Here is a 22662-nt window from a genome sequence, read left to right on the forward strand (position 1 = left end):
GACAGAAATTTCATCGTGACGACTATTGTTATACTATAACATGACCAATCATTTCCAACGATGGACCTGCTCATGAATGCGCTGACTCTGCCGGATATCGCCGCGCAGGCTTCACGCCAAGCCTTGCCACTTGACTGGGTGGGCATGTGCGGCATTGCCCTGCCTGTGTTGCTCGACGGCCAACACCTGGCCGCTAAAGCCGATGCGGGCGTAAGCCTGAACGACGGCACGGCCCGTGGCATTCATATGTCACGCCTCTACCTGGCGTTGGAAATGCTCGAACAGCAACCCCTGACACCTGCACTTTTGCGTAATGTACTGCAGCGTTTTCTCGACACACATGAAGATTTATCTAAGAACGCCTACCTGCGTATTCACACAAATCTGTTGTTAAAACGCCCCGCGTTGGTCAGCCCTTTGGAGGGGTGGAAAAGCTATCCGGTCAGCATCGAAGCGCGCCTGGAAAATCAGATGTTCCACGTGGAACTAAAAATTGACGTTACTTATTCCTCAACGTGCCCTTGCTCCGCTGCCCTGGCCAGACAGCTGATTCAGCAGCAGTTTCTCGAAGATTTTGCCCACACACCTCTGCAGCATGAGGACGTGTTGAGCTGGCTGGGCAGCGCCAACGGTATTGTGGCCACGCCCCATAGCCAACGCAGTACCGCGCAGTTAAACGTTCAGCTGCAGGGTGACGATCTGGCGATAGTCGACTTGATCAACGCTGCCGAAGCAGCTTTGGGCACTGCCGTACAAACCGCGGTGAAACGTGCGGATGAACAAGCGTTCGCCCTGGTTAACGGACAGAACCTCATGTTCTGCGAAGACGCCGCACGCCGCTTGAACCTCGCGTTGAAGCGCTCGAATGCCGTCAAAGCCTTCCACCTCAAAGTGATCCACGCCGAAAGCCTGCACGCCCACGATGCGGTGGCTGAAAGCCGTTGGACGAGAGACTTTGCATGATTACCTGCCACGCTTTGCGCTGGGGCGCCCCCGGCCAACCACTGACGCCGGCGCTGAACCTGACGCTGGAAAAAGGTAGCCTCACGGGGATTATCGGCGCCAATGGCACCGGCAAGAGCAGCCTGCTCAAAGTAATCGCCGGGGTGCAAAAGCCGCTGACGGGCAAGGTGCATGTCGATGTTCCACGTCGCGGCGGCTTGTCGTTCTTGCCCCAGCAACAACACCTGGATCGTCAGTTTCCGATCAGTTTGCAAGAGCTGGTGGCTGCCGGTTTCTGGGGCACCCAGCTGAATTCACATGAACGCAACGAGCGCCTGCACGCCGTATTGGACGACTGGTGTCTCAGCGGTTTGGAACAGCGCCCGCTGATGGCGTTATCCGGTGGCGAACTGCAACGCGCCCTGCTCGCCCGTATGAGCCTGGCCGACTCCCCCATCCTGCTGCTCGACGAACCCCACGCCGCCCTCGACGAAGACGGCCAGGCACTGTGCTGGAAACACATCCATACCTGGCACAACCAAGGCCGCACGCTGGTGGTCGTCTGTCATGACTTGGCGTCCGTGCGTCACCACACCCAGCACGTGCTGCTGCTTAAAAACACCGGCTGCGTGTTCGGCCCCAGCAAAGAGCTGATCCGCCCGCAACCACAGATGCAGGTGGCCTGATGCACCTCACCGCTCACCTGTGGATGCCATTCCAGGATTTCGTGTTTATGCGCCGCGCACTGATCGGCGGGTTGGTGCTTGCTTGCAGCACCGCCCCCTTGGGCGTGTTCCTGATCCTGCGACGCATGAGCCTGATCGGTGACGCCGTGGCTCACGGCATTCTGCCGGGCGCCGCACTGGGCTTCTGGTTCGCAGGGCTAAGCCTGCCCGCGCTGACCCTCGGCGGCCTCGGCGCCGGCCTGAGCATGGCCGGCCTGGCGGCGTGGATCACCCGCCGCACCGGCCTGCGCGAAGACGCCAGCCTCGCCGCCATCTACCCCATTTCGCTCGCGGCCGGTGTATTGATCCTGGGCATTGCCGGCAAACGCTTGGACCTGCTGCACCTGTTATTCGGCTCCGCCCTGGCCGTGGACGAAACCACACTGACCGGAATGCTCTGGGTGTCCAGCTTCAGCCTGATCGCCATGGCACTGATCTACAAACCCCTGCTGCTCGACACCCTTGACCCGCTGTTCCTGCAAACCGTCAGCCGCCTTGGCCCACTGGCCCACGGCCTGTTCCTGACCCTGGTGGTGCTGAACCTGGTGATCGGTTTTCAAGCCATCGGCGCACTGATGGTGGTGGGCTTGATGATGCTGCCGGCCATCGCTTCACGCTTCTGGAGCCGGCGCCTGCCGGTGTTGATCGCAGTATCGGCGGTGCTGGGATGCCTCTCCGTGTGGCTGGGTTTGCTGCTGTCGTTCTACTACTCACTGCCCAGCGGCCCGGCGATCGTGCTGGTGGCGGGCGCCGGATATGTGTTGTCCGTGGTATTCGGTCCGGTGCATGGCTTATTGCGCCGCCCTCCTTTGCCTACATCCTCATGAGGTGTTTCCCGATGCGCGCTCTTCTTGTGTTGTTCAGTCTGTTGCTGCCGCTGTCGATGGCTCACGCCGCAGACAAACTCCAGGTAGTCACCAGCTTCAGTATTCTCGATGACATCACCCACCAGATCGGTGGCGACCATATTCAGATCAGCAACATGGTCGGCCCGGACGCCGATGCTCATACCTATGAACCCACACCGGATGACGCCAAAGCGCTGCTCAAGGCCAAGGTCATCATCAAGAACGGTCTAGGTTTCGAGCCGTGGCTGGATCGCCTGGTCACCAGCACTGAAACCACCGCTACGGTCGTCACCGCCAGCAAAGGCGTGATCTCGCACACCATGGACGAAGACGGCGAGACCATTCCCGACCCACACGCCTGGCACAACCTGGCCAACGCCGAAATTTATGTGAGCAACATCACCAAGGCATTGGTGGCCGCCGACCCTGCCAATAAAAGCGACTACCTGCGCAACAGCCAGGCTTACCTTAAACAAATCCACAGCCTGCTGGCCGAGGCCAAGGCCAAGTTCGCTGCACTGCCGTCGGGCAACCGCCGCATCGTCACCTCCCATGACGCCTTCGGCTATTTGGGCCAGGCGTATGGCATCCAATTCCTCGCGCCCCAGGGCTTGTCTACCGAGCGTGACCCGTCGGCCGCCGAAGTCGCCGCGCTGATCACCCAGATCCGTAAAGACAAGGTCAAAGCCGTGTTTATCGAAAACATCAAGGACTCGCGCCTGCTCAAGCAGATTGCCGATGAAAGCGGCGCGCAGATAGGCGGCACGCTGTACTCCGACGCCCTCGCCGCTCAAGGCCCGGCCAGCACCTTTATCGGGCTGTTCGAATACAACCTGAACACCCTGTGCGCGGCGTTGAGCAAACCATGATCCGCAAAAACCCTTCAGGTGACCTGCCGGTAATTGCTGAATCAGCCTACGTCGACAAGACTGCGATCATCTGCGGCAAGGTCATCATCGGCGAGAACGTCTTCGTCGGCCCCTACGCCGTGATCCGCGCCGACGAAGTCGATGCCAGCGGCGCCATGGACCCGATCACGATCGGCGCGAACTCCAACATCCAGGACGGCGTGGTGATCCACTCCAAGTCCGGCGCGGCGGTGACCATTGGCGAGTTCACCTCCATCGCCCACCGTTCCATCGTCCATGGCCCCTGCACAGTCGGCGACCGCGTGTTCATCGGCTTCAACAGCGTGCTGTTCAATTGCGCCGTCGGCGATGGTTGCGTGGTGCGCCACAACTCGGTGGTCGATGGCCGCGACCTGCCCGAGGCCTTCTACGTGCCCTCCACCACCCGCATCGGGCCTAACACCGACCTGTCGCAATTCCCGCCGGTGAGTGTCAGCGCCTCGGAGTTTTCCGAAGACGTGGCACGCACCAACGTCGACCTGGTGCGCGGCTACAAAGCCTTGCAAAACGAGTTCTGAGCCATGAGTCGCCTGCTGATACGCAACGCCCGCCTGGTCAACGAGGGCCAGGTATTCGACGCCGACGTGCTGGTCGCCAATGGCCGTATCGAGAAGATTGCCGCCAGCATTGAAGGCGCTGACGAACCGGTAGAAATCGACGCCAAAGGCCAGTGGTTGCTGCCGGGAATGATCGATGACCAGGTGCATTTTCGCGAACCCGGCGCGCCAGACAAAGGCAGTTTCTACAGCGAATCCCGTGCCGCGGTGGCCGGCGGTATCACCAGCTTCATGGACATGCCCAACACCCACCCAGCCACCTTGGACCTGCAATCCCTGGCCGATAAAAAGCGCCGCGCTGCGTTGCACTCAGTGGCCAACTACGGTTTTCACTTTGGCGTAAGCCACGACAATCTGGATACCGTCGCCGGCCTCGACCCCTGTGAAGTGGCTGGAGTCAAAGTGTTCATGGGCGCCTCCACCGGCAACATGCTGGTGGACGACCCACGTATTCTGGACCGTTTGTTTGCCGAAGTGCCGACCATTCTGCTCGCGCACTGCGAACACACCCCGAGCATCCTGGCCAACGAGCAACGCTTGCGCGAGCGCTTTGGCGAGCGCATTCCCGCTGTCGCTCATCCACTGATCCGCGACGCCGAAGCATGTTATCGCTCGTCATCGTTTGCCGTGGAACTGGCCCAGCGCCACGGCACGCGACTGCACGTGCTGCACCTGACCAGCGCCCGCGAACTCGCGCTGTTCGAAGACAAGCCCCTGGCCGAAAAACACATCACCGCCGAGGTCTGCCTGCATCATCTGCTGTTCGACGACCGCGACTATCACCGCCTCGGCCACCAGATCAAATGCAACCCGGCCATCAAGACACGCGCCGACCGCGACGCGCTGCGCCTGGCGTTATTAAGTGATCGCCTGGATGTGATTGGCACTGACCATGCGCCGCATACCTGGGCGCAAAAACAATTGGGCTATCGTGAAGCACCCTCGGGTTTACCCCTGGTGCAGCACGCCCTGCCGGCACTATTGGAGTTGGTGGCCGACGGGCATTTGCCTCTGACCACACTGGTGGCGAAAACCAGTCATCGGGTGGCCGACCTGTTTGCCATTCCTGATCGCGGTTACCTGCGTGAAGGCTATTGGGCCGATCTGGTGTTGATCAAACCTGAGCCTCAGGGCAAACCGGTCAGCAGCCAACCGATTCTCGCTCGTTGCGGCTGGACACCCTTTGCAGAGCGCAGCTTTCGTCACAGCGTGAGCACCACGCTGGTGTCCGGCCACCTGGCCTGGCACAACGGCCAGGTGGTCGACAGTTGCCAGGGCTTGCCCCTGCACTTTCTGCGTTAAGCGCGGGGTTTGACCGTACCGCAATCGTTGCCCAGCCACTGAGCGTGGCTGTCCAGGCTGCCCTTCTGCTGGATGCCCGTGGCATTGAACGTACCATTGACGGTGGTGGTGAATTCCTTCTGGCTTTGGAAGGTCGCTACACCCGTGCCCTGGGCTTTGGGGCAGCTGAAACGGAACTTCCATTGGTTGCCGGTCTTGTCAGTCACTTCCTGCTTGCAGCCCGATTGCGGGTCGGTCAGCGGGATGGAATCGGTGGCAACCTGGGCTGGGGTCAGGCACACCTGCACACCCTTACTGGCCATGTTGATGCCTTGCTTTTCGAGCATGGCGCGCTGTTCAGGAGTCATTTGTTGCTTGAGCTGACCGAGGATCAGCGACAGGTCCGGCAGGTCCTGGTTATCGACTTTCATATTGCTGGTGGTCAACTCCCACAAGCCCGGCGCCAGCATCTGCGCCTGCGCCGCCACCGGCAGCGACAAACCAACAACCATGGCCAAACCAAGCAGACGAGCATTCATCGGGTAACTCCTGGGTAATTGTGCGTGTTAGACGTCGCAATGCGGCCAGTGTTGCACGGCAAATAAAATAGCGACATTCGCAACGGTTCATGGTCTGTTACGCACTGGACTGCCTGGAGTAATGTCGTTCATGGATTTCTTTGGCCCGCACCTGCTCGCCTACTTCATTGCCACGCTGCACGTTCTCGGGAGCCTCGCCGCAATTCACGCGGTACTGACTGTCCGCACCGCCCAAGGCTCGATCGCCTGGGCCTTGTCGCTGATGTTCATGCCTTACCTGACGCTGATCCCTTACCTGATCTTCGGCCGCAGCACCTTCGACGCGTACATCCAGGCCCGTCGCCAGGCCAACCAGGAAATGCACACGGCGATCGCCGAACTGAATTGGCGCCCGTGGGTAGAGGAAGCGCTCGCGGCGCGCAACTCCAGTGCCTATGCCTCCCTGCGAGCCATGCCCAAGCTCGGGCGCATGCCGTGTCTGGCTAATAATGAAGTGCGCCTGTTGATCAATGGCGAGGCTACTTTCGGCGCGATTTTCGAGGCGATTCGCAATGCCAGGACCGCCGTGCTGTTCCAGTTTTTCATCATCCATGACGATGAGCTTGGCCGCCAATTGCAGGTGCTATTGAAGGAAAAGGCCGCCCAGGGCGTAGACATTTACGTGCTGTACGACCGCATCGGCAGCCACGCCCTGCCCCATCGCTACGTACAATCGCTGCGCGACGCCGGGGTGCAGGTCAAGGCGTTCGCCACCCGCAGCGGCTGGCTCAATCGTTTCCAGGTCAACTTCCGTAACCATCGCAAGATCGTGGTGGTGGACGGCATCACCGGCTTTGTCGGCGGGCACAATGTGGGCGATGAGTACTTGGGCAAAAAGCCGCCGCTGGCGCCATGGCGCGATACCCATGTACAGGTCACAGGCCCGGTGGTGGCCTGCCTTCAGGAGTCGTTTGCCGAAGACTGGTTCTGGGCGGCACGGCAACTGCCGCCGCTGATCCTGCCGGACGCCTACCCCGAAGACGGCGTGCTTTGCCAACTGCTCGCCAGTGGCCCGGCAGACCCCTATGAAACCTGCTCGCTGTTTTTCGTCGAGGCCATCCACGCCGCGACCGAGCGGGTATGGATTACCAGCCCGTACTTCGTCCCCGACGAAGCCGTATTCGCCGCACTGCGCCTGGCGGTATTGCGCGGGGTGGATGTGCGTCTGCTGCTGCCGTCACGGCCCGACCACCGCATCGTGTATGCGGCGTCCAGCCTGTACGCCATCGAAGCCGTGCGCGCAGGTGTGCGGGTGTTCCGCTACAAGCCCGGGTTTCTGCATCAGAAGGTGGTGTTGGTAGACAGCGAAATCAGCGCCATTGGCAGCGCCAACATGGACAACCGTTCGTTCCGGCTCAATTTCGAAGTGATGTTGCTGACGGTGGATGAGGCTTTCGCCAGCCAGGTTGAACACATGCTCCTGGACGATTTTGCCCTGTCCCATGAAGTCAGTCAGGAAGAAAGCCGCGAGACGCGACGCCTGCAACAGTTGGGGATGCGGGTGGCGCGCTTGATCTCACCGATTCTCTAACAGACAACGCAGGGAAAATGTGGGAGGGGGCAAGTCCCCTCCCACATTTGGATCTTCAGTGTTCTGGAAAATCGGCTCAGCGGTAGAGATCTTCCCGCGTCCACGGCAACTCATGGCCCCCATCGGCATGGGGTTTGACCGCCAATATCTGATGCAAATTGATCCAGCCCCGAGCAAACGCATAAGCGCAACCGGCCAGGTAAAGCCGCCAGATGCGCAGCGCCTGCTCCGGCACCATCTTCGCCGCCGCTTCCAGATTGTCTTCCAGGCGCTCGCTCCAATGGTCCAACGTGCGGGCGTAGTGCAAGCGCAAACTTTCGACATCCACCACTTCCAACCCGACCTCGCTGATCTCGGCAGTCATCATCGCCAGGTGAGGCAGTTCGCCGTTGGGAAATACGTAGCGCTCGATAAACTCCCCAGCGCCTCGGCCCACTGGGCGACCATCGGTGTGTTTGGCGGTAATGCCATGGTTCATCACCAGGCCGCCTTCACGCACGGCACCGAACAGCGTCTGACAGTACTGCGCCAGGTTGGCGTGGCCGACGTGTTCGAACATACCCACGCTCACCACTTTGTCGAAGCGGCCATCCTGGGGCAGGTCGCGGTAGTCGAGCAGTTGCAGGTCGACCTGATCCTCCAGGCCCTCTGCTTTCACACGCTCCCTGGCCAGCGCCAGCTGTTCCTTGCTCAAGGTGATACCAAACACCTTGACTCCGAATTCCCGCGCCGCAAACCGCGCAAGCCCGCCCCAACCACACCCCACGTCGAGCAGGTACTCGCCCGGCTGCAGCCGCAGTTTGCGGCACAGGTGACGGAATTTGTCTTGCTGGGCCTGGTCGATGGATTCGCTGCCGGTTTCAAAATAACCGCAGGAGTACGCCATGTCCTGATCCAGCCATAGCTGGTAGAACTCGTTGGACAGGTCGTAATGGTAGGAAATGGCTGCCGCGTCGGTGGCCTTGTCGTGGATCGAGCGCACCGGACGGCTGCCTTCGTCGTCATCGATCAAGGCGTGGCTCAACTCGTCACATACCCTGATCACCTCGGTGATGGAGCCTTCCAGCTCCAGTTTGCCTTCGACGAAGGCTTCGCCCAGTGAATCGAGCGTTGGGTGGGTCAGCTTGGACACCATCGTGGGGTCCTTGACCACAATCGTCACACTGGGCTCAGGTCCCAAGTTGAATTCATGGCCGTCCCAGAGTCGAAGACGCAACGGTAGCTGAAGATTCTGTAAGGCCGGTGGAAGTTGCGCGAGCATGAGTAATCCCCCCTTGTTTCAGACGTCTGGAGTGAGGGTAGACCATCCGAAGACAAAGTAGGAGGCTATCGATTTAATAGCACGTCTCTATGGGGCCCGGAATTCGAGCAAACCGTCCTGGATCCACTGTTTCAGCCACGTGGCCGCTTGCAGCGACGCACCCTCTGAATAAGTGACTGCCAACTCTGCGCACAGTTCTGAAAAATTCCAGCCGGTAGTCACCATCCCTGCCAGTGCACAGGCTTCGTCAGGCCCCAGGCTGCGGTAGTGACACACATTCTGATGACGCCATACCAGGCAGATTTGCATCGGGTCCAGCGCCTGGCTGCCGGGAAAACCCGATGCATCCTTGCTGGCTCGCCAGATCGCCACCGTGTTGAAACGGCACAGCAAATGCTGCACTGAAGGCGCCAGGCTTACCTGCAGCGTCGGCCAGTCCCCGGGTGCCAATTGCGCCATGTCATTCACGGTCAGCGGCGTACCCTGGGGTGCATCGAACGCCAGGGTAAACGCCCACTCCAGGCGCGCCAATTCAGCCAGCGGTGCACTTTGTTCTGCGACCAAGTGCTCAAGGATAAACATCGAAAAGCGCTCACCGAGCCAACGCAGGCTGTAGTGGGCCGAGGGGTAACGGCGAACGTAGGCTTCGCTCAGCGCGGCAAATTCATCATCACCCAGCCAATATCGGATAGCGCTGAAGTCATGGCACAGCACTTCCTTCAATCGCGACAGATAGGCGTTGTGGTAAATCGCCAGGCCGGTGTCCACATCCAGGGTCGGCCCCCCCAGCAAGGTGGCGGCAAAGCTGCTGTTGGCAGCGCAAGGTTCAGATAACAGGTGCTCTTCAAAAGCCAATTGCCAGTCGATCAGGCGCATAGCGATCTCCTGGCCAGGGCGCTGGCAGCCAGCTCGCGGGCCTTGCTCAACTCAGTGAGCAACTCTTCGAACGGCGGGAAATGATCATCGCGCTCCAACAGCGTCGACACCGGCCCCAAATGCTCCAGGGTCTGTTGGTAAAGCGCCCACACCGGGTCGCACACAGGATGGTCGTGGGTGTCGACCACATAGTCGCCGTAGTCCATATGCCCGGCCAGGTGCAGTTGGCGGATGCTCTCGGGCGGCAGGTTGCGGATAAACGTCCAGGCATCAAAGCCATGGTTACGCGCACTCACATACACATTGTTCACATCCAGCAGCAACTGGCACCCGCTCAGGTGGGCCAAAGCGTTGAGGAACTCCCACTCGGTGAACTCATCAGCCTTGGAGCGCACATAGCTGGAGACGTTTTCCAGCACCAGCGGGCGCTGCAACACGTCCTGCACCTGACGCACACGACCGGCCACGTGATAGAGGCTTTCTTCGGTGTAGGGCAGCGGCAGCAGGTCATGCAACTGGTGCGCGCTGCCGCGGCTCCAGCACAGGTGATCGGAAATCCACGCCGGCTGGATGCGCTCGGCGAGCTGTTTGATTTGCGCAAGGTAATCGGTATCGAGGGCATGGGGCCCACCGATGGACAAGGACACACCGTGCATTACCACGGGGTAACGCTCGGCTATCGCATCCAGGTAGTACAAGGCTTTGCCGCCCTGCACCAGATAATTCTCGGAGATCACTTCGAACCAATCCACGGCCGGCGACTGTTCGAGGATCTGCTGGTAGTACTCACTGCGTAAACCCAGGCCGTAACCCAGACTTGGAAGGGACGCGGACATGACTCACTCCTGGGCAAAGTGTCCGCAGCGGTGGCAGGCAGCCGCCGCGGTTGCACTCGTTTGCCGGTTACTCGCCGACTTTACCGCCAGCGGCGTCGCAGGCCGATTTAGTCATGGCCTTGAAGCCCATCCCTTTGCACTCGCCCTGGCCCTTGCACGCGTGGTCCTTGGTTTTGCAGTCGTTCATGCCTTTGCAGGAGGTCACGCCGTAGCAGTGAACGGTGGCGTCTGCGGCTTGTACCTGAGTGGCCACACCCGCGAACAGAGAAGCAGCGGCCATCGCGAGGGCGGCACCAGCAGCAGCGGATTTAATGCTCATTGTTGTATTCCTCATGATCAGTAGTGGAGCCGGTCCGAACGGATTGTTCAGTCTCGACACACCACTAGAGTGAGGCCCCCCATCGGCGTTACAGCCGTGTGCAAATATTTCTGAAATTATTCATCAAGCTTCAACAGAGGCTCCTGGAAGCGTAATAACCGCCCAGCGTTACCCAGCACCAGCAAGGTACTGAGGTTATGCAGCACCGCCGCAATCATGGCACCCGCCGCGCCCAACCAGCCAAAGGCCGCGAACACCACGATGGCCAACGTCCAGCCCAGGCCGATGATCACGTTCACCTGCAACGTCTGCCGGCACTGGCGGCTCAAGCGCACGCAGGTACCCAGGCGGCGCAAGTCGCTGCCGATCAACACCACGTCCGCCGATGCCAGGGCGATATCGGCACCGCCCGCCCCCATCGCCACACCAACCACACCGGCCTTGAGCGCCAACGAATCATTGATGCCATCGCCCACCACCATCGGCCGGAAGCCGCTGCTGATTTCACCCAGCACGCGGTTGAGCTTGTCTTCCGGCAAGGCTTGGGCTTCGACATCACTGATGCCCACCTCCAGCGCCAGGCTGTCGGCCACGCTTTGGCGGTCGCCGGTCAGCAGCAACTGGCGGCCCAGGCCCAAATCACGCAACTCTTGCAGGGCCTGGCGCGCCTCCGGCTTGACGCTGTCGGCCAGCAACAGCCAGGCCAGGAAATCGCCGTTCAACGCCAACCCGGCAATTGGGCCGTCATGGCTGGGAACGCCGCTGGTGACGATGCCCAATTGTTCGAACAACTCCGGCCGCCCCAGCGCCGCTTCGCCCTGTTCGGTCTGTGCGACCACGCCCAGGCCCTGACGCTCGCGAATGTCGGTGAGCGCCAGTAACTGCTCCTGAGTCGCCAACCCCGCCAACGCTCGGCTGACCGGGTGACTGCTCGCCGAGCCGAGGCTGGCCGCCAGGTTCAGCAGCTCCTGGCGATCCGGTGCGGTGGTCTCGATGGACTGCAAACGCAGGGTGCCAAAGGTCAGGGTGCCGGTCTTGTCGACCACCAACGAGGTCAGGTCAGCCAATTCTTCGAGAAACGCCGAGCTGCGAATCAGAATCCCATGACGCGCCGCCACGGCGATCCCGGCAATCGCCGTGGCCGGCGCCGACAGCACCAAGGCACACGGGCACGCCGCCACCAGCACCGCCAGCATCGCCTGCGCATCGTTGGTGACGAACCAGGTGACCGCCGCCAGCAACAGCACCAACACCATATAGCTACCGGCATAACGCTCCAGCAGCCGAGTGATCGGCGGCTTGGAGCGCTCGGCGTTCTGCATCAGTGCGATGACTTTGCCCAAGGTCGATTCGTTGCCAGTGCGCGTCACTTCAAGGCGCAACAGACCATCAAGGTTGATCGCGCCACCAAACACCTGCACGCCAACGCCGGCTTCCAGCGGCACTGACTCACCGGTGATCGGCGCCGTGTCCAGGCTCGCCTGGCCGGACAGCACCACGCCATCGGCCGGCACGCGGTCGCCGGCGCGCACTTCGACGATATCGCCGGGGTTCAGCGTGGCGTTATCCACTTCGGTGATGGATCCGTCAGCCTGTACCAAACGCGCGTGGCTGCGGGTGAGTTTGCCCAGGGCATGGATCGCTTCCTGGGAGCCGATTACGCTGCGCTCTTCCAGCACATGGCCGAAGATCATGATGATCGGCAACAACGCGGCGGTGAGCAGATCGCCGGTGGCCCAGGCGCCAAGCATGGCCAGGGCAATCAGTTGGTCGGTGATGCCGTGCAAGCTGGGAAAGCGCAGGCTGTACCAGGCCGAACGCATCACCGGCACCGCCACCAACAGCGATGCCACCCCCAGCAGCAATTGGCTCACACCGTTCTGATCCGGCGCCAGCCAGCGCCACACCAGGCCCAGCACGAGCAACCCAAGGGCGAGCATGGCCAGGGTCAATTGCCGGGCAGCGCTGCGCTGTTCGGCCGAGGTCAGCATGGGTGCGCTCATTGTTCGGCTCCCTGGATGATCAAGCGGGAGTCGTCTTTGGGATCGACGGTGGTCACGGAACCCGCCTGGCCGAGAATCTTCGGCAGGCGTTCGCGGTATAGGCGCAACAGCAAGCCGGGGTCTTTGACCTGGGCGAGGCTGGCGACGGTAGCGGTTTGCGCCTGGGCATTGGCCAAGCGTTCGCTGGCCTGGGCGTGGGCGACTTGCACCTGGCGGTCAGCCTCCTGATTCGCGGTCTGGGTGAGTTTTTCCGCTTCGGTGCGGGCGTTGGCCACCGCTTTATCCGCTTGCTGGCTGGCGGTCAGCACTGCGTTGAAGGCATTCACCGCCGGGCCCGGCAGGCTCGATTGCACATCGACGCGGGTGACTTCGATGCCCAGGCCCAAGCCGCTGGCAGCCAACTCGGCCAGGCGTTTATTGATGCCTTGCACCAAGTCGCCGCGCAGTCGCTCGCGGCGTTCGGCGGCGCCATTGTCGCTGCCGATCAGTTCAGGGCGTGCTACCAGAATGGTGTCCAGATCCCGCGCTGCCGTCAGGGCTACGGCGCTGCGCGTCACCAACCGATCCAGCGCAGGCAACACGTGGTCGCCCTGCAACACGAATGCATAGGGCTCGGTCACCTTGTAGAACACCCGCACATCCAACTGCACCACCCCGGCATCGCCGGTCAGCAGGTAGCCGGAACCGGCCAGGGCATCGCTCAACGGCGTAGCGAAACTGGCCACGCGATCGGCCTGCAACGCCGCATCGGAACGCAGCAGGTTCTCCACTCGGCGCTCGATCACCCGGTCCGCCGCCGGCAGCAACACCACCTGCTCGAACGGCTGCGGCCAGGCCAGCAACAGCCCGGCGTTCTGAATGCGATCAAGGGCACCGAAGTGCAGGACCACCGCGCGATTCTGCGGGTCGATCTGGCGCACATTGGAAAAGGCCCAGGCCAACGCCGCCAACACAGTGACCGCGTACAGCGCCAGGAAGGTCAGGCGCCCGGCCTGAATCCAGGGGCTGTCGGGACTGTCGCGTTCGCTCATGGCTGGATGTCCTTCGGCCCATCCACCAGGGCGCGGAACGGCGCGGCGTCGGTGCGCAGGATGATTTTGGTACCCGGCGTGACCACCGTGCCCAAGGTATCCAGCGAGCGTAGCAGGTTGTACAACTGCGGATTACCCGCGTAGGCACGGCCATAAATCTGCGCGGCTTCTACCCGCGATTGCGCTTCGATATCGGCGGCTTTCACCGTGGCATCGGCCTGCACGATGCGCGCATCACGCTCGGCGGCGGAGCGGATTTGCGCCGCTTCGCGCTTGCCCACGGCGGTACGTTCAGTGGCGATGGTTTCCCGCTCGGCGCGCATACGATCAACCGTGGCGGTGAGTGTCACCGAAGGCAATGTCAGGCGCTCGATGCCGACCTGCGCCACGCGCACGCCGTAAGTGGCGAGCAATTGTTGATCAATCTGCTGGCGCAACTGCGCTTCAAAATCGGCGATACGCACTTGGCTGGCGTCGGTGTTGATCAAGCTGGACAGGTCAAAGCTGGCCGCCGTGGTTTCCAGCGCCGAGCCGACGAAGGTGCGGATCTGCCGCGCCGCTTCGTCCGGCTGGTTCTGCACTGCGCGCATGAAGCGCTGCACATTGTCGGCATCGCCCTGCACCTGCCACGCCACATAGGCCTGCACGATAATCCGCAGGCCATCGCGGGTGCCCACGTCCTGCAAGCCACTGGACGTGGTGCGCAGGCGCAGGTCCACCGGGATTGCCGCTTCGAATGGCGCCGGCCAGCGCCAGCCCAGGCCCGGTTCCAACAACACTCGCGCGGGGTTGCCGAAGCGGGTAATCACCGTGGCCTCGCCGGAGCGCACCTGCACCAGGCTCGCCGCTGCCACGGCAAACAGCACCAGTAACGCCGCCAAGGCCATGCGCCGCCAAGGGAAAGGCCCGGCCGCTTGCTCATCACCATGGTGGTGATGGTGGTGGCCGTGATGATGATGACCGTGATCGTGGGAATGAGCGCTCAACAGACAGACTCCTTATTGAACGGCTTTGCGCGGCGCCAGTGGATCGGCGGGCAAAGTAAAAGAACGCAGATCAATCGTCGGCGCACTGTCGGCGCCCAAACGATGATCCAGAATAAGCAGCTTGGCGTGGGCCAGGCCCAGGCTCAGTTGGCTCAGGTACTGTTCCAGCACGAAAGCCTGGCCCGCCGCGGCATAGGCTTTTTGTTCGGCGGCAAAGCGCAGGTTCGCCGCTTGGGCGCCAGCATTCACTTCGCGGGCGCTGGCCTGGGCCTGATCACGGACGGTGCTGGCTTGCAGCAGCGCCAGGTTGGTCTGCTCGCTGGCCGCGCCACGTTCACGGGCAATCAGTGCCTGGGCGCCGATCTGGGCGGCTTGCACACCGTGGTAAGCATTGGCGGCGCCAGCCGGTGGGTGGATCGCTTCAACCACCGTGGCGAGGATCTCCACCCCGCTGTCGAGGGTGTGCAGGTCTGCTTGCACCGTGCGGCCAATCTCGTCGGCGAGGCTGGTGCGTTGTTCACCGAGCAATTCGTCGAGGGTGCGCGAGGCAAAGTCATGCACCAGGATGCGGCTGGCGGTGCTGCGGATCAGGGTGGGTATGTCCGCGCTGTTGTATGTGGCGGCAAGCGCAGCCTGGTCGGTGAGGCCGATGCGGTAGACAAATCGCACGTCCATGTTGACGATCTGGAAGCCCTGCTTATCGCCGCTGCTGCTGGCGATGACCTGGGATTTGTCATTCACATGGCTGGCGTCCCACAGGCGGTTGGCAATCAACGGCGCCGGGCCTTCGGCAGCGGCCAGCTCCGGTGTGGCGGCTTCGCTGACGCTGGTCGCCAACTCATGCACCACGCCGTTCTCCACGTTGAGTACGCGACCCAGCGGCCACGGCAAACCCGTATGCAGGCCGGGGCCGAACACCTCGACCGGTTTGCCGAAGCGCTCATAAATCCCACGCCCTTGCAGAGGTACTTCATGCACGCCGGTCAGCGCCCAGCCTACCGCCAGCACCACCAGCAACACCGGCAGGAAAGCCCGGCGCATGTAGGTGAAGGCCCAGATCTGGCGTAGGTCGATGCCAAAACGGTTGTGCAATTCATGCTGCAACGCCAGCAACGGTTGTGGCGGCCAACGCAGCAGGCCGGCGATAAAACTCTGCGCCATCAAGCGCGGCTCAAGGCGCGGCTGGCGCGGGCTGAACAGCGACAGCACGCCCCGCAGCAGGAACTCCAGCGCCACCAGCGCCGGCAACAGGCCGACGAGTGTCGCCAGACGCAGCGGCCACACCGACTCGGCATTGGCAAACAACAGGCAGATGGCACTCAGCACCAGGCAGATAATCGCCACCCGACTCAACTGCGCCAGCTGTGAAGCTTCCGGCCACTGGGCGGCGGTTTCCTGGGCCAGGCGACGCTCGAACACCAGCAAGCCAAAAGCCAGCCCCAATGCCAGCGCCGCACCGATGCTGGCGGACTGACCGATGGCCGCAGCAGGCAAGGCCAAGTCCCAGAACTGGATAACGCTGACCAACGCCAGCAACGACCAGCCAGCCAACCACAGCACCGGTGCGCCAACTTGCGCCAGCAGGCCGTTGCCGAAACGGTTGATCAGCCCCTTGTGCCAGGCAGTGGGCTCAATGGGTTGCTCAATCAACTCAGCGCTCGGCACCTCCAGCGCCTGGGCACGCCAATCAGCCACCCACCAGGCCGACTGCAACCCGGCCACCAACAGCAGCAGGGCCGAAGCGCAGTTGATCAACACCACCGGCCAGATCGACAGTGGCGCAAACAACGCCACGAACAGCGCCAACACCCATCCGCTGATCGCCAGGGTCGTCAGGCTGATACCCGCTTGGCGTAACCGACGGGCATGGAACAGCCCTTGCTGAAAACGCGCCAGGCCTTCTACCGAAGCGCCATCAGCTTCTAAATCCACCTGCATCCGCTCAATGCCCACCTGTACACAATTCGTTACGATATAACACGAAGCGTGAAATTTTTGTTCGCTTTTGCATCCACTCTGAATCCCTTGTGGGAGGGGGCTTGCCCCCGATAGCAGTGTGTCAGTCGACTGATTAGTTACTGGTACACCGCAATCGGGGGCAAGCCCCCTCCCACATTTGTTTTGCTGTGCTCTCTGGATTGTGACTAACCCCCTATAAACACGAGCCATCACTGGTGTCGGCTGCGATTAATCGGCACACTCCGAAACAGCTTTTCGCGGGTTCACGGACAAGGAAGCGCCACCCCATGATTTCCATCTACCAACTCAAACCGCGGTTTCAAAACCTGCTGCGCCCGCTTGTGCAGCGCCTCTACGACAACGGCACCACCGCCAACCAGATCACCGTGCTGGCCGGAGTTGTTTCGCTGCTGGTGGGGTTGTTGATCGCAGGCTTCGCCCAACACCTCTGGCTGTTTGCGTTGATCCCTTTATGGATGATCGTGCGCATGGCCCTCAACGCCATCGACGGCATGCTCGCTCGAGAATTCGGCCAGCAGTCACGCCTCGGCGCTTACCTCAATGAACTGTGCGATGTGATCGCCGACAGCGCGCTGATCCTGCCCTTTGCCCTGATCCCCGGCGTGAGCCCGGTGCCGGTGGTGCTGGTGACACTGCTTGCGGTCTTCAGCGAGTACGCCGGTGTGTTGGGGCCGATGGTGGGCGCATCGCGTCGCTATGACGGGCCGATGGGCAAGAGTGATCGGGCTTTTGTACTGGGTGTACTGGCCACCGGCGTGGCGCTGGGCTGGCTCGGCGCCGGTTGGGTCGAGGCAGTGATGTGGCTGATCGCCGCCCTGCTCGCCTATACCTTGGTCAACCGGGTGCGTCAGGGCCTCAAAGAACAGCAACAAACTCCCCCTTCTGCATAAGGATTTTGCGATGCGCGAACAGCAAGAGCACACCTTCAGTACCCATGATGGCGTCGAGCTTTTCTACCGGCACTGGCCGGCCACGGCAGACGCCGGGCCGCGCAAGGCAATCCTGTTGTTCCATCGTGGCCATGAGCACTCCGGACGTATTGCCCACCTGGTGGATGAACTGGACTTGCCGGGGTTTGATTTCTTCGCCTGGGACGCCCGCGGCCACGGCCAATCGCCCGGCGAGCGCGGCGACAGCCCCAGCTTTGCCACCAGTGCCCGTGATGTGCAGACCTTCTGCGACCATATCGGCGCCACCTACGGCATCGAAGAGCAAAACCTGGCCGTGATCGCCCAAAGCGTCGGCGCAGTGATCGCGGCCACCTGGGTTCACGACTACGCGCCAAAAATCCGCGCCCTGGTGCTCGCCTCGCCCGCTTTCAAGGTCAAGCTGTACGTGCCCTTCGCCCGCCCGGGCCTGGCCTTGATGCGCAGGTTTCGCGGCAACTTTTTCGTCAACAGCTACGTCAAGGCCAAGTTCCTCAGCCATGACCCGGAACGGGTAGCGTCCTACGACAGCGATCCGCTGATCACCAAGGCCATCTCGGTGAATGTGCTGCTGGGCCTGTACGAAGCGGCCGACCGGGTTGTAGCCGACGCCCAGGCGATCCAGGTGCCTACCCAGTTGCTTATCTCCGGCTCCGATTTTGTGGTGCACCGTAAACCCCAGCAGCAATTTTTCGACCGCCTCGGCAGCCTGAAAAAAGAGCTGCATATCCTCCCTGGGTTTTTCCACGACACCCTCGGTGAACGTGATCGAGCCGTGGCCGTGAGCAGCGCCAAACGCTTTATCTTGCAGAACTTCGCACACCCGCTGGACCGCGCCTCTCTACTGGACGCCGACAAACTTGGCGCCACCTGCGCCGAATCCGAATCCCTTGCCGCGCCACTGCCACGCAATTCGCTGCGCGACCTCTACTGGCGCATGACCCGCGCCAGCATGGGCCTGGGCAAGAACCTGTCGGACGGCGTGAAACTGGGCTTCGACACCGGTTTCGACTCCGGCAGCACGCTGGACTACGTGTATCGCAATAAGCCTACCGGCAAGGGCGGGCTGGGGCGGATGATCGACACCAACTACCTCAACTCCATTGGCTGGCGCGGTATTCGCCAGCGCAAGCTGAACGTCGAGGAACTGCTGCGCCTGGCCATGACCAAGCTGCGTGACGAGCACCGCGAGGTCCGTATCGTCGATATCGCCGCCGGCCACGGCCGTTACATCCTTGAAGCCTTGCAGGGCGTATCGCCGTTGCCGGAGTCGATCCTGCTGCGCGACTACAGCGACATCAACGTGCGCGACGGTGGCGCGCTGATTCGCGAGAAGGGCTTGGGGGACATCGCCCAGTTCGTCAAAGGCGATGCGTTCGACCGCGCCGACCTGGCTGCCCTGGACCCCAAGCCGACCTTGGCCGTGGTGTCCGGGTTGTATGAGTTGTTTGCCGATAACGCCATGGTCGGTGGTTCACTGGCGGGGCTGGCCGAAGCTGTGGAACCTGGCGGTTACCTGGTCTACACCGGGCAGCCGTGGCACCCGCAGTTGGAGCTGATTGCCCGCGCGCTCACCAGCCACCGCCAGGGCCAGGCCTGGGTGATGCGTCGGCGCAGCCAGGCGGAAATGGACCAGTTGGTTGAAGCCGCGGGCTTTCGCAAGATCACCCAGCGCGTGGATGAGTGGGGCATTTTCACTGTGTCCCTGGCACAGAAGATCTGAACATGCGCGAACCCGGTTTATTGAAACCCGCGGTGCTCTGGCTGCTGCTATTGGCGCCGCTGTTTTTCAGCACCTACGGCTTCGCCACCTGGGTCACCAGCCAGCGCAGCGACGTCGGCACGCTGGTGTTCGGCTGGGAAAGCCATATGCCGTTCTGGGCCTGGACCATCGTGCCCTATTGGTCCATCGACCTGCTCTACGGCTTCTCTCTGCTGCTACCCAATACACGGCATGAGCTGAAACAACATGCACTGCGCCTGCTGAGTGCGCAGGTGATTGCCGTCAGCTGCTTCCTGATCTGGCCGCTGCGCTTCACCTTTGAGCGGCCAGAGCTGGACGGGGTGTTTGGCTGGCTATTCGCGGTGCTGGCCGGTTTCGACAAACCGTTCAACCAGGCACCTTCGCTGCATATCGCGCTGCTGGTGATCCTGTGGGTCATGTATCAGCGGCACACCCAGGGAGTCTGGCGCTGGGTGGTGCATGGCTGGTTTGCGCTGATCGGCATCTCGGTGCTGACCACTTATCAACATCACTTTATCGACTTACCCACAGGCGCCCTCGCGGGGTGGCTGTGCGTGTGGTTATGGCCAGTGGAGCACCCGAGCCCATTGTTGAGTGCGCGGTTGACGCGGGATACCCAACGCTGGCGCTTGGCCGTGCGCTACGGGCTGGGTACGCTATTACTGCTGGCACTTGCCCTGGTACTGGGCGGCGGCTGGCTGTGGCTGCTGTGGCCAGCGGTTTCCCTGGGTTTGATCACAGCCAACTACCTTGTGATCGGCGCGTCGGGCTTTCAAAAACGTGCGGATGGCCGCCTTACGCCTGCAGCCCGCTGGTTGTATGCGCCTTATTTAGCGGGTGCGTGGGTCAATTCGCGGCTGTGGACACGCAAACATCCACAGCCGGACCTGATTGTGGATAACGTCTGGCTGGGGCGCATTCCTACGGCCAGCGAGCAGGGTTCATTCAAGGCCATTGTCGATCTGTGCGCCGAACTGCCGATTAATCCACTGGGCCGCGCTTATGCCTGCGTGCCGGTACTGGACCTCATCACCCCGACACCCGACGAATGCCTGGAAGCCGCACACGCCATTGAACGCCTGCGAACGAGCGGCCCCTTGCTGGTGTGCTGCGCCCTCGGTTACTCCCGTAGCGCCACCGCTATCGCCGCCTGGCTGCTGAATACTGGCCGAGCCGCCACGGTCGATGAAGCACTGGCTATTATTCGTACAGCACGGGCCACTGTGGTCCTGCACCCCGCACACCGTAAAGCGTTGGAGGGTTTGCACCATGCCCGCTGATATGGAACTCCAGGTAGTCGCCAGCCTGCTACGCCGTGGCCGTTCCCTGGATCAGTTATCCACAGGCCTGACGTTGCTCGGCGTACTGTTCGGCCTCGCCCAACTGTTGTTGGCCAGTATCTCGACGATCTGCCTGCTGCTGGCCCTGTGGATGATCGTGCTGGGCCTGCTGCAAAAGTACTGGGCGCTGCGGGTGGCCTTCGACGCCGACCTGTTCGCCTTGCTGGCCCGCGACGTTACCCGCACCCCAGACCTTGATCAGGCCCTGCAAACCCTCGGCCTGCAATCGTCCAAGCGAGCCGGTCGGCCGTGGACCGAACGCCGCCGTGGCGCCCTTAAACTATTGCGTAAACAAGCCTGGTTGCTGGGCGCGCAAGCGCTGCTGACCTTGGGCGTCATCCTCGCCAGCCCTTGGCTGCCTTTCGCCGGATAAGGAATTCCCATGTTCGAACCCGTGGTCGCCACGCTGATTACCTCCATGGCCCGCACCGTCACCGGCGCTCGCAGCCTGTGGCTGGGGTGCGCGCCAGTACCGGTGCAACGTATCTATTTCGCCAACCACAGCAGCCACGGCGACTTCGTGCTGGTGTGGGCGTCACTGCCGCAGAACCTGCGCAAATTCACACGCCCGGTGGCCGGCAGCGATTACTGGAACAAGAGCGCGCTACGCCGCTACATCATCAACCGGGTGTTCAATGGCGTGCTGATCGACCGCGAGCGCAAAGAGCCTGTGGATAACCCATTGCTGCCCATGCTCGCAGCCTTGGAAGGCGGTGACTCGCTGATCATCTTTCCTGAAGGCACGCGCAATCTGGAGGACGGTTTACTGCCATTCAAAAGCGGCTTGTATCACCTGGCAAAAAGTTACCCACAGGCCGAGTTGGTTCCCGTGTGGATAGCCAACCTCAACCGGGTTATGCCCAAAGGGCGCGTGCTGCCACTGCCGTTGTTATGCACAACCAGCTTCGGTGCCCCCCTGCAATTGGAGGAAGGCGAAGACAAAGCCGCATTCCTCGCCCGCACCCGCGACGCCCTGCTCGCCCTCGCCCCGGAGCACTCCTGAAATGGATAGCCAAACCCTGATGTTGTTCGGCGGCATCGGCGCGATCCTGGTCATCGCCTCGCTGATCGGCCTGATCCTCAAGCTGCGCACCCGTGGCAGCCCCAACGCAGTCATCGACAACCTCAACGCCCGCATCAACGCCTGGTGGGTCATGGTGGTAGTGATCGGCGTCGCCTTCTGGCTCGGCACCGGCGCGGTGATCCTGCTGTTCTACGCGGTGTCGTTCTACGCCCTGCGCGAATTCCTCACCCTCACCCCGACTCGGCGCAGCGACTACCCGGCCCTGGTGGCCGCGTTCTACCTGGCCCTGCCACTGCAATACGTGCTGATCTACGCCGACTGGTACGGGCTGTTCTCGATCTTCATTCCGGTGTACGTGTTTTTGCTGCTACCGATCCTCGCCTCCCTGGGCGGCGACAGCACACACTTCCTGGAACGCGCCTCGAAGGTGCAATGGGGGCTGATGATCGCGGTGTTCTGCGTGTCCTTCGTCCCCGCCCTGCTGACGCTGGACATTCCCGGCTACGAAGGCCGCAACCTGCTGCTGATCGCCTACCTGGTGATCGTCGTGCAACTCTCGGACGTACTGCAGTACGTATGCGGCAAGCTGTTCGGCAAACACAAGATCGCGCCCAACCTGTCACCGTCGAAAACCGTGGAAGGTTTTGTCGGCGGGATCCTGTTGTCTTCACTGATCGGTGCAGCGCTGTGGTGGACCACGCCGTTCAACCCTTGGCAGTCGTTCCTGATCGCGCTGCTGATCAACTTGCTGGGCTTTGCCGGCGGGATTGTGATGTCGGCGATCAAGCGTGACCGCGGCGTAAAAGACTGGGGGCACATGATCGAAGGGCACGGTGGGATGCTGGATCGGCTGGATTCGGTGTGCTTTGCGGCGCCGATCTTCTTTCACCTCGTGCGCTACTGGTGGACCTGAGCACCAGCCCTCAATACTGACAAAGAACAAACTGTGGGAGGGGGCTTGTGTAC

At 61.8% G+C, this 22662-nt stretch carries 22 protein-coding genes; 13 read left to right on the forward strand and 9 right to left on the reverse strand.

Annotated elements, in window-relative coordinates; genetic code table 11:
- Positions 1-72 precede the first annotated feature (72 nt).
- From folE2 to IH404_RS00685, 6 genes are read left to right on the forward strand one after another with little or no spacing between them, the layout of a single operon-like run.
- Positions 73-963, forward strand: coding sequence for a GTP cyclohydrolase FolE2 (gene folE2, locus IH404_RS00660; protein ID WP_194439626.1), 891 nt, complete (start codon positions 73-75; stop codon positions 961-963).
- A complete protein-coding gene (locus tag IH404_RS00665; protein ID WP_005792578.1) occupies positions 960-1628 on the forward strand; it encodes an ATP-binding cassette domain-containing protein in 669 nt (222 codons plus the stop codon). The genes folE2 and IH404_RS00665 overlap by 4 nt, the downstream gene beginning before the upstream one ends.
- Entirely contained in the window at positions 1628-2494 is an 867-nt protein-coding gene (locus IH404_RS00670; RefSeq protein ID WP_005792579.1) for a metal ABC transporter permease, read from the forward strand. Before IH404_RS00665 ends, IH404_RS00670 begins: the two co-directional genes overlap by 1 nt.
- Before the next feature lie 11 nt (positions 2495-2505).
- On the forward strand, positions 2506-3384 hold the full coding sequence (locus IH404_RS00675) for a metal ABC transporter substrate-binding protein (protein WP_005792580.1): 879 nt from the start codon (positions 2506-2508) through the stop codon (positions 3382-3384).
- The gene (locus IH404_RS00680; protein ID WP_194439628.1) at positions 3381-3941 is read left to right on the forward strand and encodes a DapH/DapD/GlmU-related protein; all 561 of its coding nucleotides are present in this window, start codon (positions 3381-3383) and stop codon (positions 3939-3941) included. Before IH404_RS00675 ends, IH404_RS00680 begins: the two co-directional genes overlap by 4 nt.
- 3 nt (positions 3942-3944) lie before the next feature.
- Complete coding sequence (locus tag IH404_RS00685; RefSeq protein ID WP_194439630.1) at positions 3945-5282, forward strand: dihydroorotase; 1338 nt, start codon at positions 3945-3947, stop codon at positions 5280-5282.
- Here the strand turns inward: IH404_RS00685 and IH404_RS00690 are convergent.
- Entirely contained in the window at positions 5279-5800 is a 522-nt protein-coding gene (locus IH404_RS00690) for a DUF3617 domain-containing protein (RefSeq protein WP_194439632.1), read from the reverse strand. The two genes, IH404_RS00685 and IH404_RS00690, sit on opposite strands and share 4 nt — an antisense overlap.
- Positions 5801-5930: 130 nt before the next feature.
- Between IH404_RS00690 and cls the strand changes: the two genes are divergently transcribed.
- The gene (cls, locus tag IH404_RS00695; protein ID WP_005792584.1) at positions 5931-7370 is read left to right on the forward strand and encodes a cardiolipin synthase; all 1440 of its coding nucleotides are present in this window, start codon (positions 5931-5933) and stop codon (positions 7368-7370) included.
- Positions 7371-7446: 76 nt separating this feature from the next.
- On the opposite strand, the gene cfaB is transcribed toward cls, so the two are convergent.
- From cfaB to IH404_RS00735, 8 genes are all read right to left on the reverse strand, one after another.
- Entirely contained in the window at positions 7447-8631 is a 1185-nt protein-coding gene (gene cfaB, locus IH404_RS00700; protein WP_005792585.1) for a C17 cyclopropane fatty acid synthase CfaB, read from the reverse strand.
- 87 nt (positions 8632-8718) lie between these two features.
- On the reverse strand, positions 8719-9507 hold the full coding sequence (locus IH404_RS00705; RefSeq protein WP_005792586.1) for a DNA-binding domain-containing protein: 789 nt from the start codon (positions 9505-9507) through the stop codon (positions 8719-8721).
- A complete protein-coding gene (locus tag IH404_RS00710; RefSeq protein WP_005792587.1) occupies positions 9498-10343 on the reverse strand; it encodes a DUF692 domain-containing protein in 846 nt (281 codons plus the stop codon). The genes IH404_RS00705 and IH404_RS00710 overlap by 10 nt, the downstream gene beginning before the upstream one ends.
- Before the next feature lie 67 nt (positions 10344-10410).
- On the reverse strand, positions 10411-10662 hold the full coding sequence (locus IH404_RS00715; RefSeq protein WP_003195792.1) for a membrane protein: 252 nt from the start codon (positions 10660-10662) through the stop codon (positions 10411-10413).
- A 116-nt stretch (positions 10663-10778) separates the two neighbouring features.
- Positions 10779-12665 carry a cation-translocating P-type ATPase gene (locus IH404_RS00720; protein WP_194439634.1) on the reverse strand — a complete coding sequence of 629 codons (1887 nt, stop codon included), beginning with the start codon at positions 12663-12665 and terminating at the stop codon, positions 10779-10781.
- Positions 12662-13696, reverse strand: a complete 1035-nt coding sequence (locus IH404_RS00725) for a protease modulator HflK (protein WP_005792589.1) — start codon at positions 13694-13696, stop codon at positions 12662-12664. Before IH404_RS00725 ends, IH404_RS00720 begins: the two co-directional genes overlap by 4 nt.
- A complete protein-coding gene (locus tag IH404_RS00730) occupies positions 13693-14682 on the reverse strand; it encodes a protease modulator HflC (RefSeq protein ID WP_194439636.1) in 990 nt (329 codons plus the stop codon). Before IH404_RS00730 ends, IH404_RS00725 begins: the two co-directional genes overlap by 4 nt.
- A gap of 12 nt (positions 14683-14694) precedes the next feature.
- Complete coding sequence (locus IH404_RS00735; protein ID WP_194439638.1) at positions 14695-16620, reverse strand: protease modulator HflK; 1926 nt, start codon at positions 16618-16620, stop codon at positions 14695-14697.
- A gap of 308 nt (positions 16621-16928) precedes the next feature.
- Between IH404_RS00735 and IH404_RS00740 the strand changes: the two genes are divergently transcribed.
- The 6 genes from IH404_RS00740 to IH404_RS00765 are packed head-to-tail and all read left to right on the forward strand — an operon-like array spanning position 16929 to position 22609.
- Entirely contained in the window at positions 16929-17552 is a 624-nt protein-coding gene (locus tag IH404_RS00740; protein WP_005792592.1) for a CDP-alcohol phosphatidyltransferase family protein, read from the forward strand.
- 10 nt (positions 17553-17562) lie between these two features.
- Positions 17563-19311 carry a bifunctional alpha/beta hydrolase/class I SAM-dependent methyltransferase gene (locus IH404_RS00745; RefSeq protein WP_194439640.1) on the forward strand — a complete coding sequence of 583 codons (1749 nt, stop codon included), beginning with the start codon at positions 17563-17565 and terminating at the stop codon, positions 19309-19311.
- Positions 19312-19313: 2 nt separating this feature from the next.
- Entirely contained in the window at positions 19314-20612 is a 1299-nt protein-coding gene (locus IH404_RS00750; protein ID WP_194439642.1) for a phosphatase PAP2/dual specificity phosphatase family protein, read from the forward strand.
- The gene (locus IH404_RS00755) at positions 20602-21045 is read left to right on the forward strand and encodes a hypothetical protein (RefSeq protein WP_194439644.1); all 444 of its coding nucleotides are present in this window, start codon (positions 20602-20604) and stop codon (positions 21043-21045) included. Before IH404_RS00750 ends, IH404_RS00755 begins: the two co-directional genes overlap by 11 nt.
- Positions 21046-21054: 9 nt before the next feature.
- Entirely contained in the window at positions 21055-21675 is a 621-nt protein-coding gene (locus tag IH404_RS00760; RefSeq protein WP_103734102.1) for a lysophospholipid acyltransferase family protein, read from the forward strand.
- A 1-nt stretch (position 21676) separates the two neighbouring features.
- Positions 21677-22609 carry a phosphatidate cytidylyltransferase gene (locus IH404_RS00765; protein ID WP_005792597.1) on the forward strand — a complete coding sequence of 311 codons (933 nt, stop codon included), beginning with the start codon at positions 21677-21679 and terminating at the stop codon, positions 22607-22609.
- Positions 22610-22662 lie beyond the last annotated feature (53 nt).

This window comes from Pseudomonas sp. OST1909, assembly GCF_015277575.1.
Lineage (GTDB): Bacteria > Pseudomonadota > Gammaproteobacteria > Pseudomonadales > Pseudomonadaceae > Aquipseudomonas > Aquipseudomonas synxantha_A.

Bases quoted from the DNA above. Each gene is read 5' to 3' on its own strand.
- folE2 (WP_194439626.1), top strand. From the start codon at position 73: ATGAATGCGCTGACTCTGCCGGATATCGCCGCGCAGGCTTCACGCCAA.
- IH404_RS00665 (WP_005792578.1), top strand. From the start codon at position 960: ATGATTACCTGCCACGCTTTGCGCTGGGGCGCCCCCGGCCAACCACTG.
- IH404_RS00670 (WP_005792579.1), top strand. From the start codon at position 1,628: ATGCACCTCACCGCTCACCTGTGGATGCCATTCCAGGATTTCGTGTTT.
- IH404_RS00675 (WP_005792580.1), top strand. From the start codon at position 2,506: ATGCGCGCTCTTCTTGTGTTGTTCAGTCTGTTGCTGCCGCTGTCGATG.
- IH404_RS00680 (WP_194439628.1), top strand. From the start codon at position 3,381: ATGATCCGCAAAAACCCTTCAGGTGACCTGCCGGTAATTGCTGAATCA.
- IH404_RS00685 (WP_194439630.1), top strand. From the start codon at position 3,945: ATGAGTCGCCTGCTGATACGCAACGCCCGCCTGGTCAACGAGGGCCAG.
- IH404_RS00690 (WP_194439632.1), bottom strand. From the start codon at position 5,800: ATGAATGCTCGTCTGCTTGGTTTGGCCATGGTTGTTGGTTTGTCGCTG.
- cls (WP_005792584.1), top strand. From the start codon at position 5,931: ATGGATTTCTTTGGCCCGCACCTGCTCGCCTACTTCATTGCCACGCTG.
- cfaB (WP_005792585.1), bottom strand. From the start codon at position 8,631: ATGCTCGCGCAACTTCCACCGGCCTTACAGAATCTTCAGCTACCGTTG.
- IH404_RS00705 (WP_005792586.1), bottom strand. From the start codon at position 9,507: ATGCGCCTGATCGACTGGCAATTGGCTTTTGAAGAGCACCTGTTATCT.
- IH404_RS00710 (WP_005792587.1), bottom strand. From the start codon at position 10,343: ATGTCCGCGTCCCTTCCAAGTCTGGGTTACGGCCTGGGTTTACGCAGT.
- IH404_RS00715 (WP_003195792.1), bottom strand. From the start codon at position 10,662: ATGAGCATTAAATCCGCTGCTGCTGGTGCCGCCCTCGCGATGGCCGCT.
- IH404_RS00720 (WP_194439634.1), bottom strand. From the start codon at position 12,665: ATGAGCGCACCCATGCTGACCTCGGCCGAACAGCGCAGCGCTGCCCGG.
- IH404_RS00725 (WP_005792589.1), bottom strand. From the start codon at position 13,696: ATGAGCGAACGCGACAGTCCCGACAGCCCCTGGATTCAGGCCGGGCGC.
- IH404_RS00735 (WP_194439638.1), bottom strand. From the start codon at position 16,620: ATGCAGGTGGATTTAGAAGCTGATGGCGCTTCGGTAGAAGGCCTGGCG.
- IH404_RS00740 (WP_005792592.1), top strand. From the start codon at position 16,929: ATGATTTCCATCTACCAACTCAAACCGCGGTTTCAAAACCTGCTGCGC.
- IH404_RS00745 (WP_194439640.1), top strand. From the start codon at position 17,563: ATGCGCGAACAGCAAGAGCACACCTTCAGTACCCATGATGGCGTCGAG.
- IH404_RS00750 (WP_194439642.1), top strand. From the start codon at position 19,314: ATGCGCGAACCCGGTTTATTGAAACCCGCGGTGCTCTGGCTGCTGCTA.
- IH404_RS00755 (WP_194439644.1), top strand. From the start codon at position 20,602: ATGCCCGCTGATATGGAACTCCAGGTAGTCGCCAGCCTGCTACGCCGT.
- IH404_RS00760 (WP_103734102.1), top strand. From the start codon at position 21,055: ATGTTCGAACCCGTGGTCGCCACGCTGATTACCTCCATGGCCCGCACC.
- IH404_RS00765 (WP_005792597.1), top strand. From the start codon at position 21,677: ATGGATAGCCAAACCCTGATGTTGTTCGGCGGCATCGGCGCGATCCTG.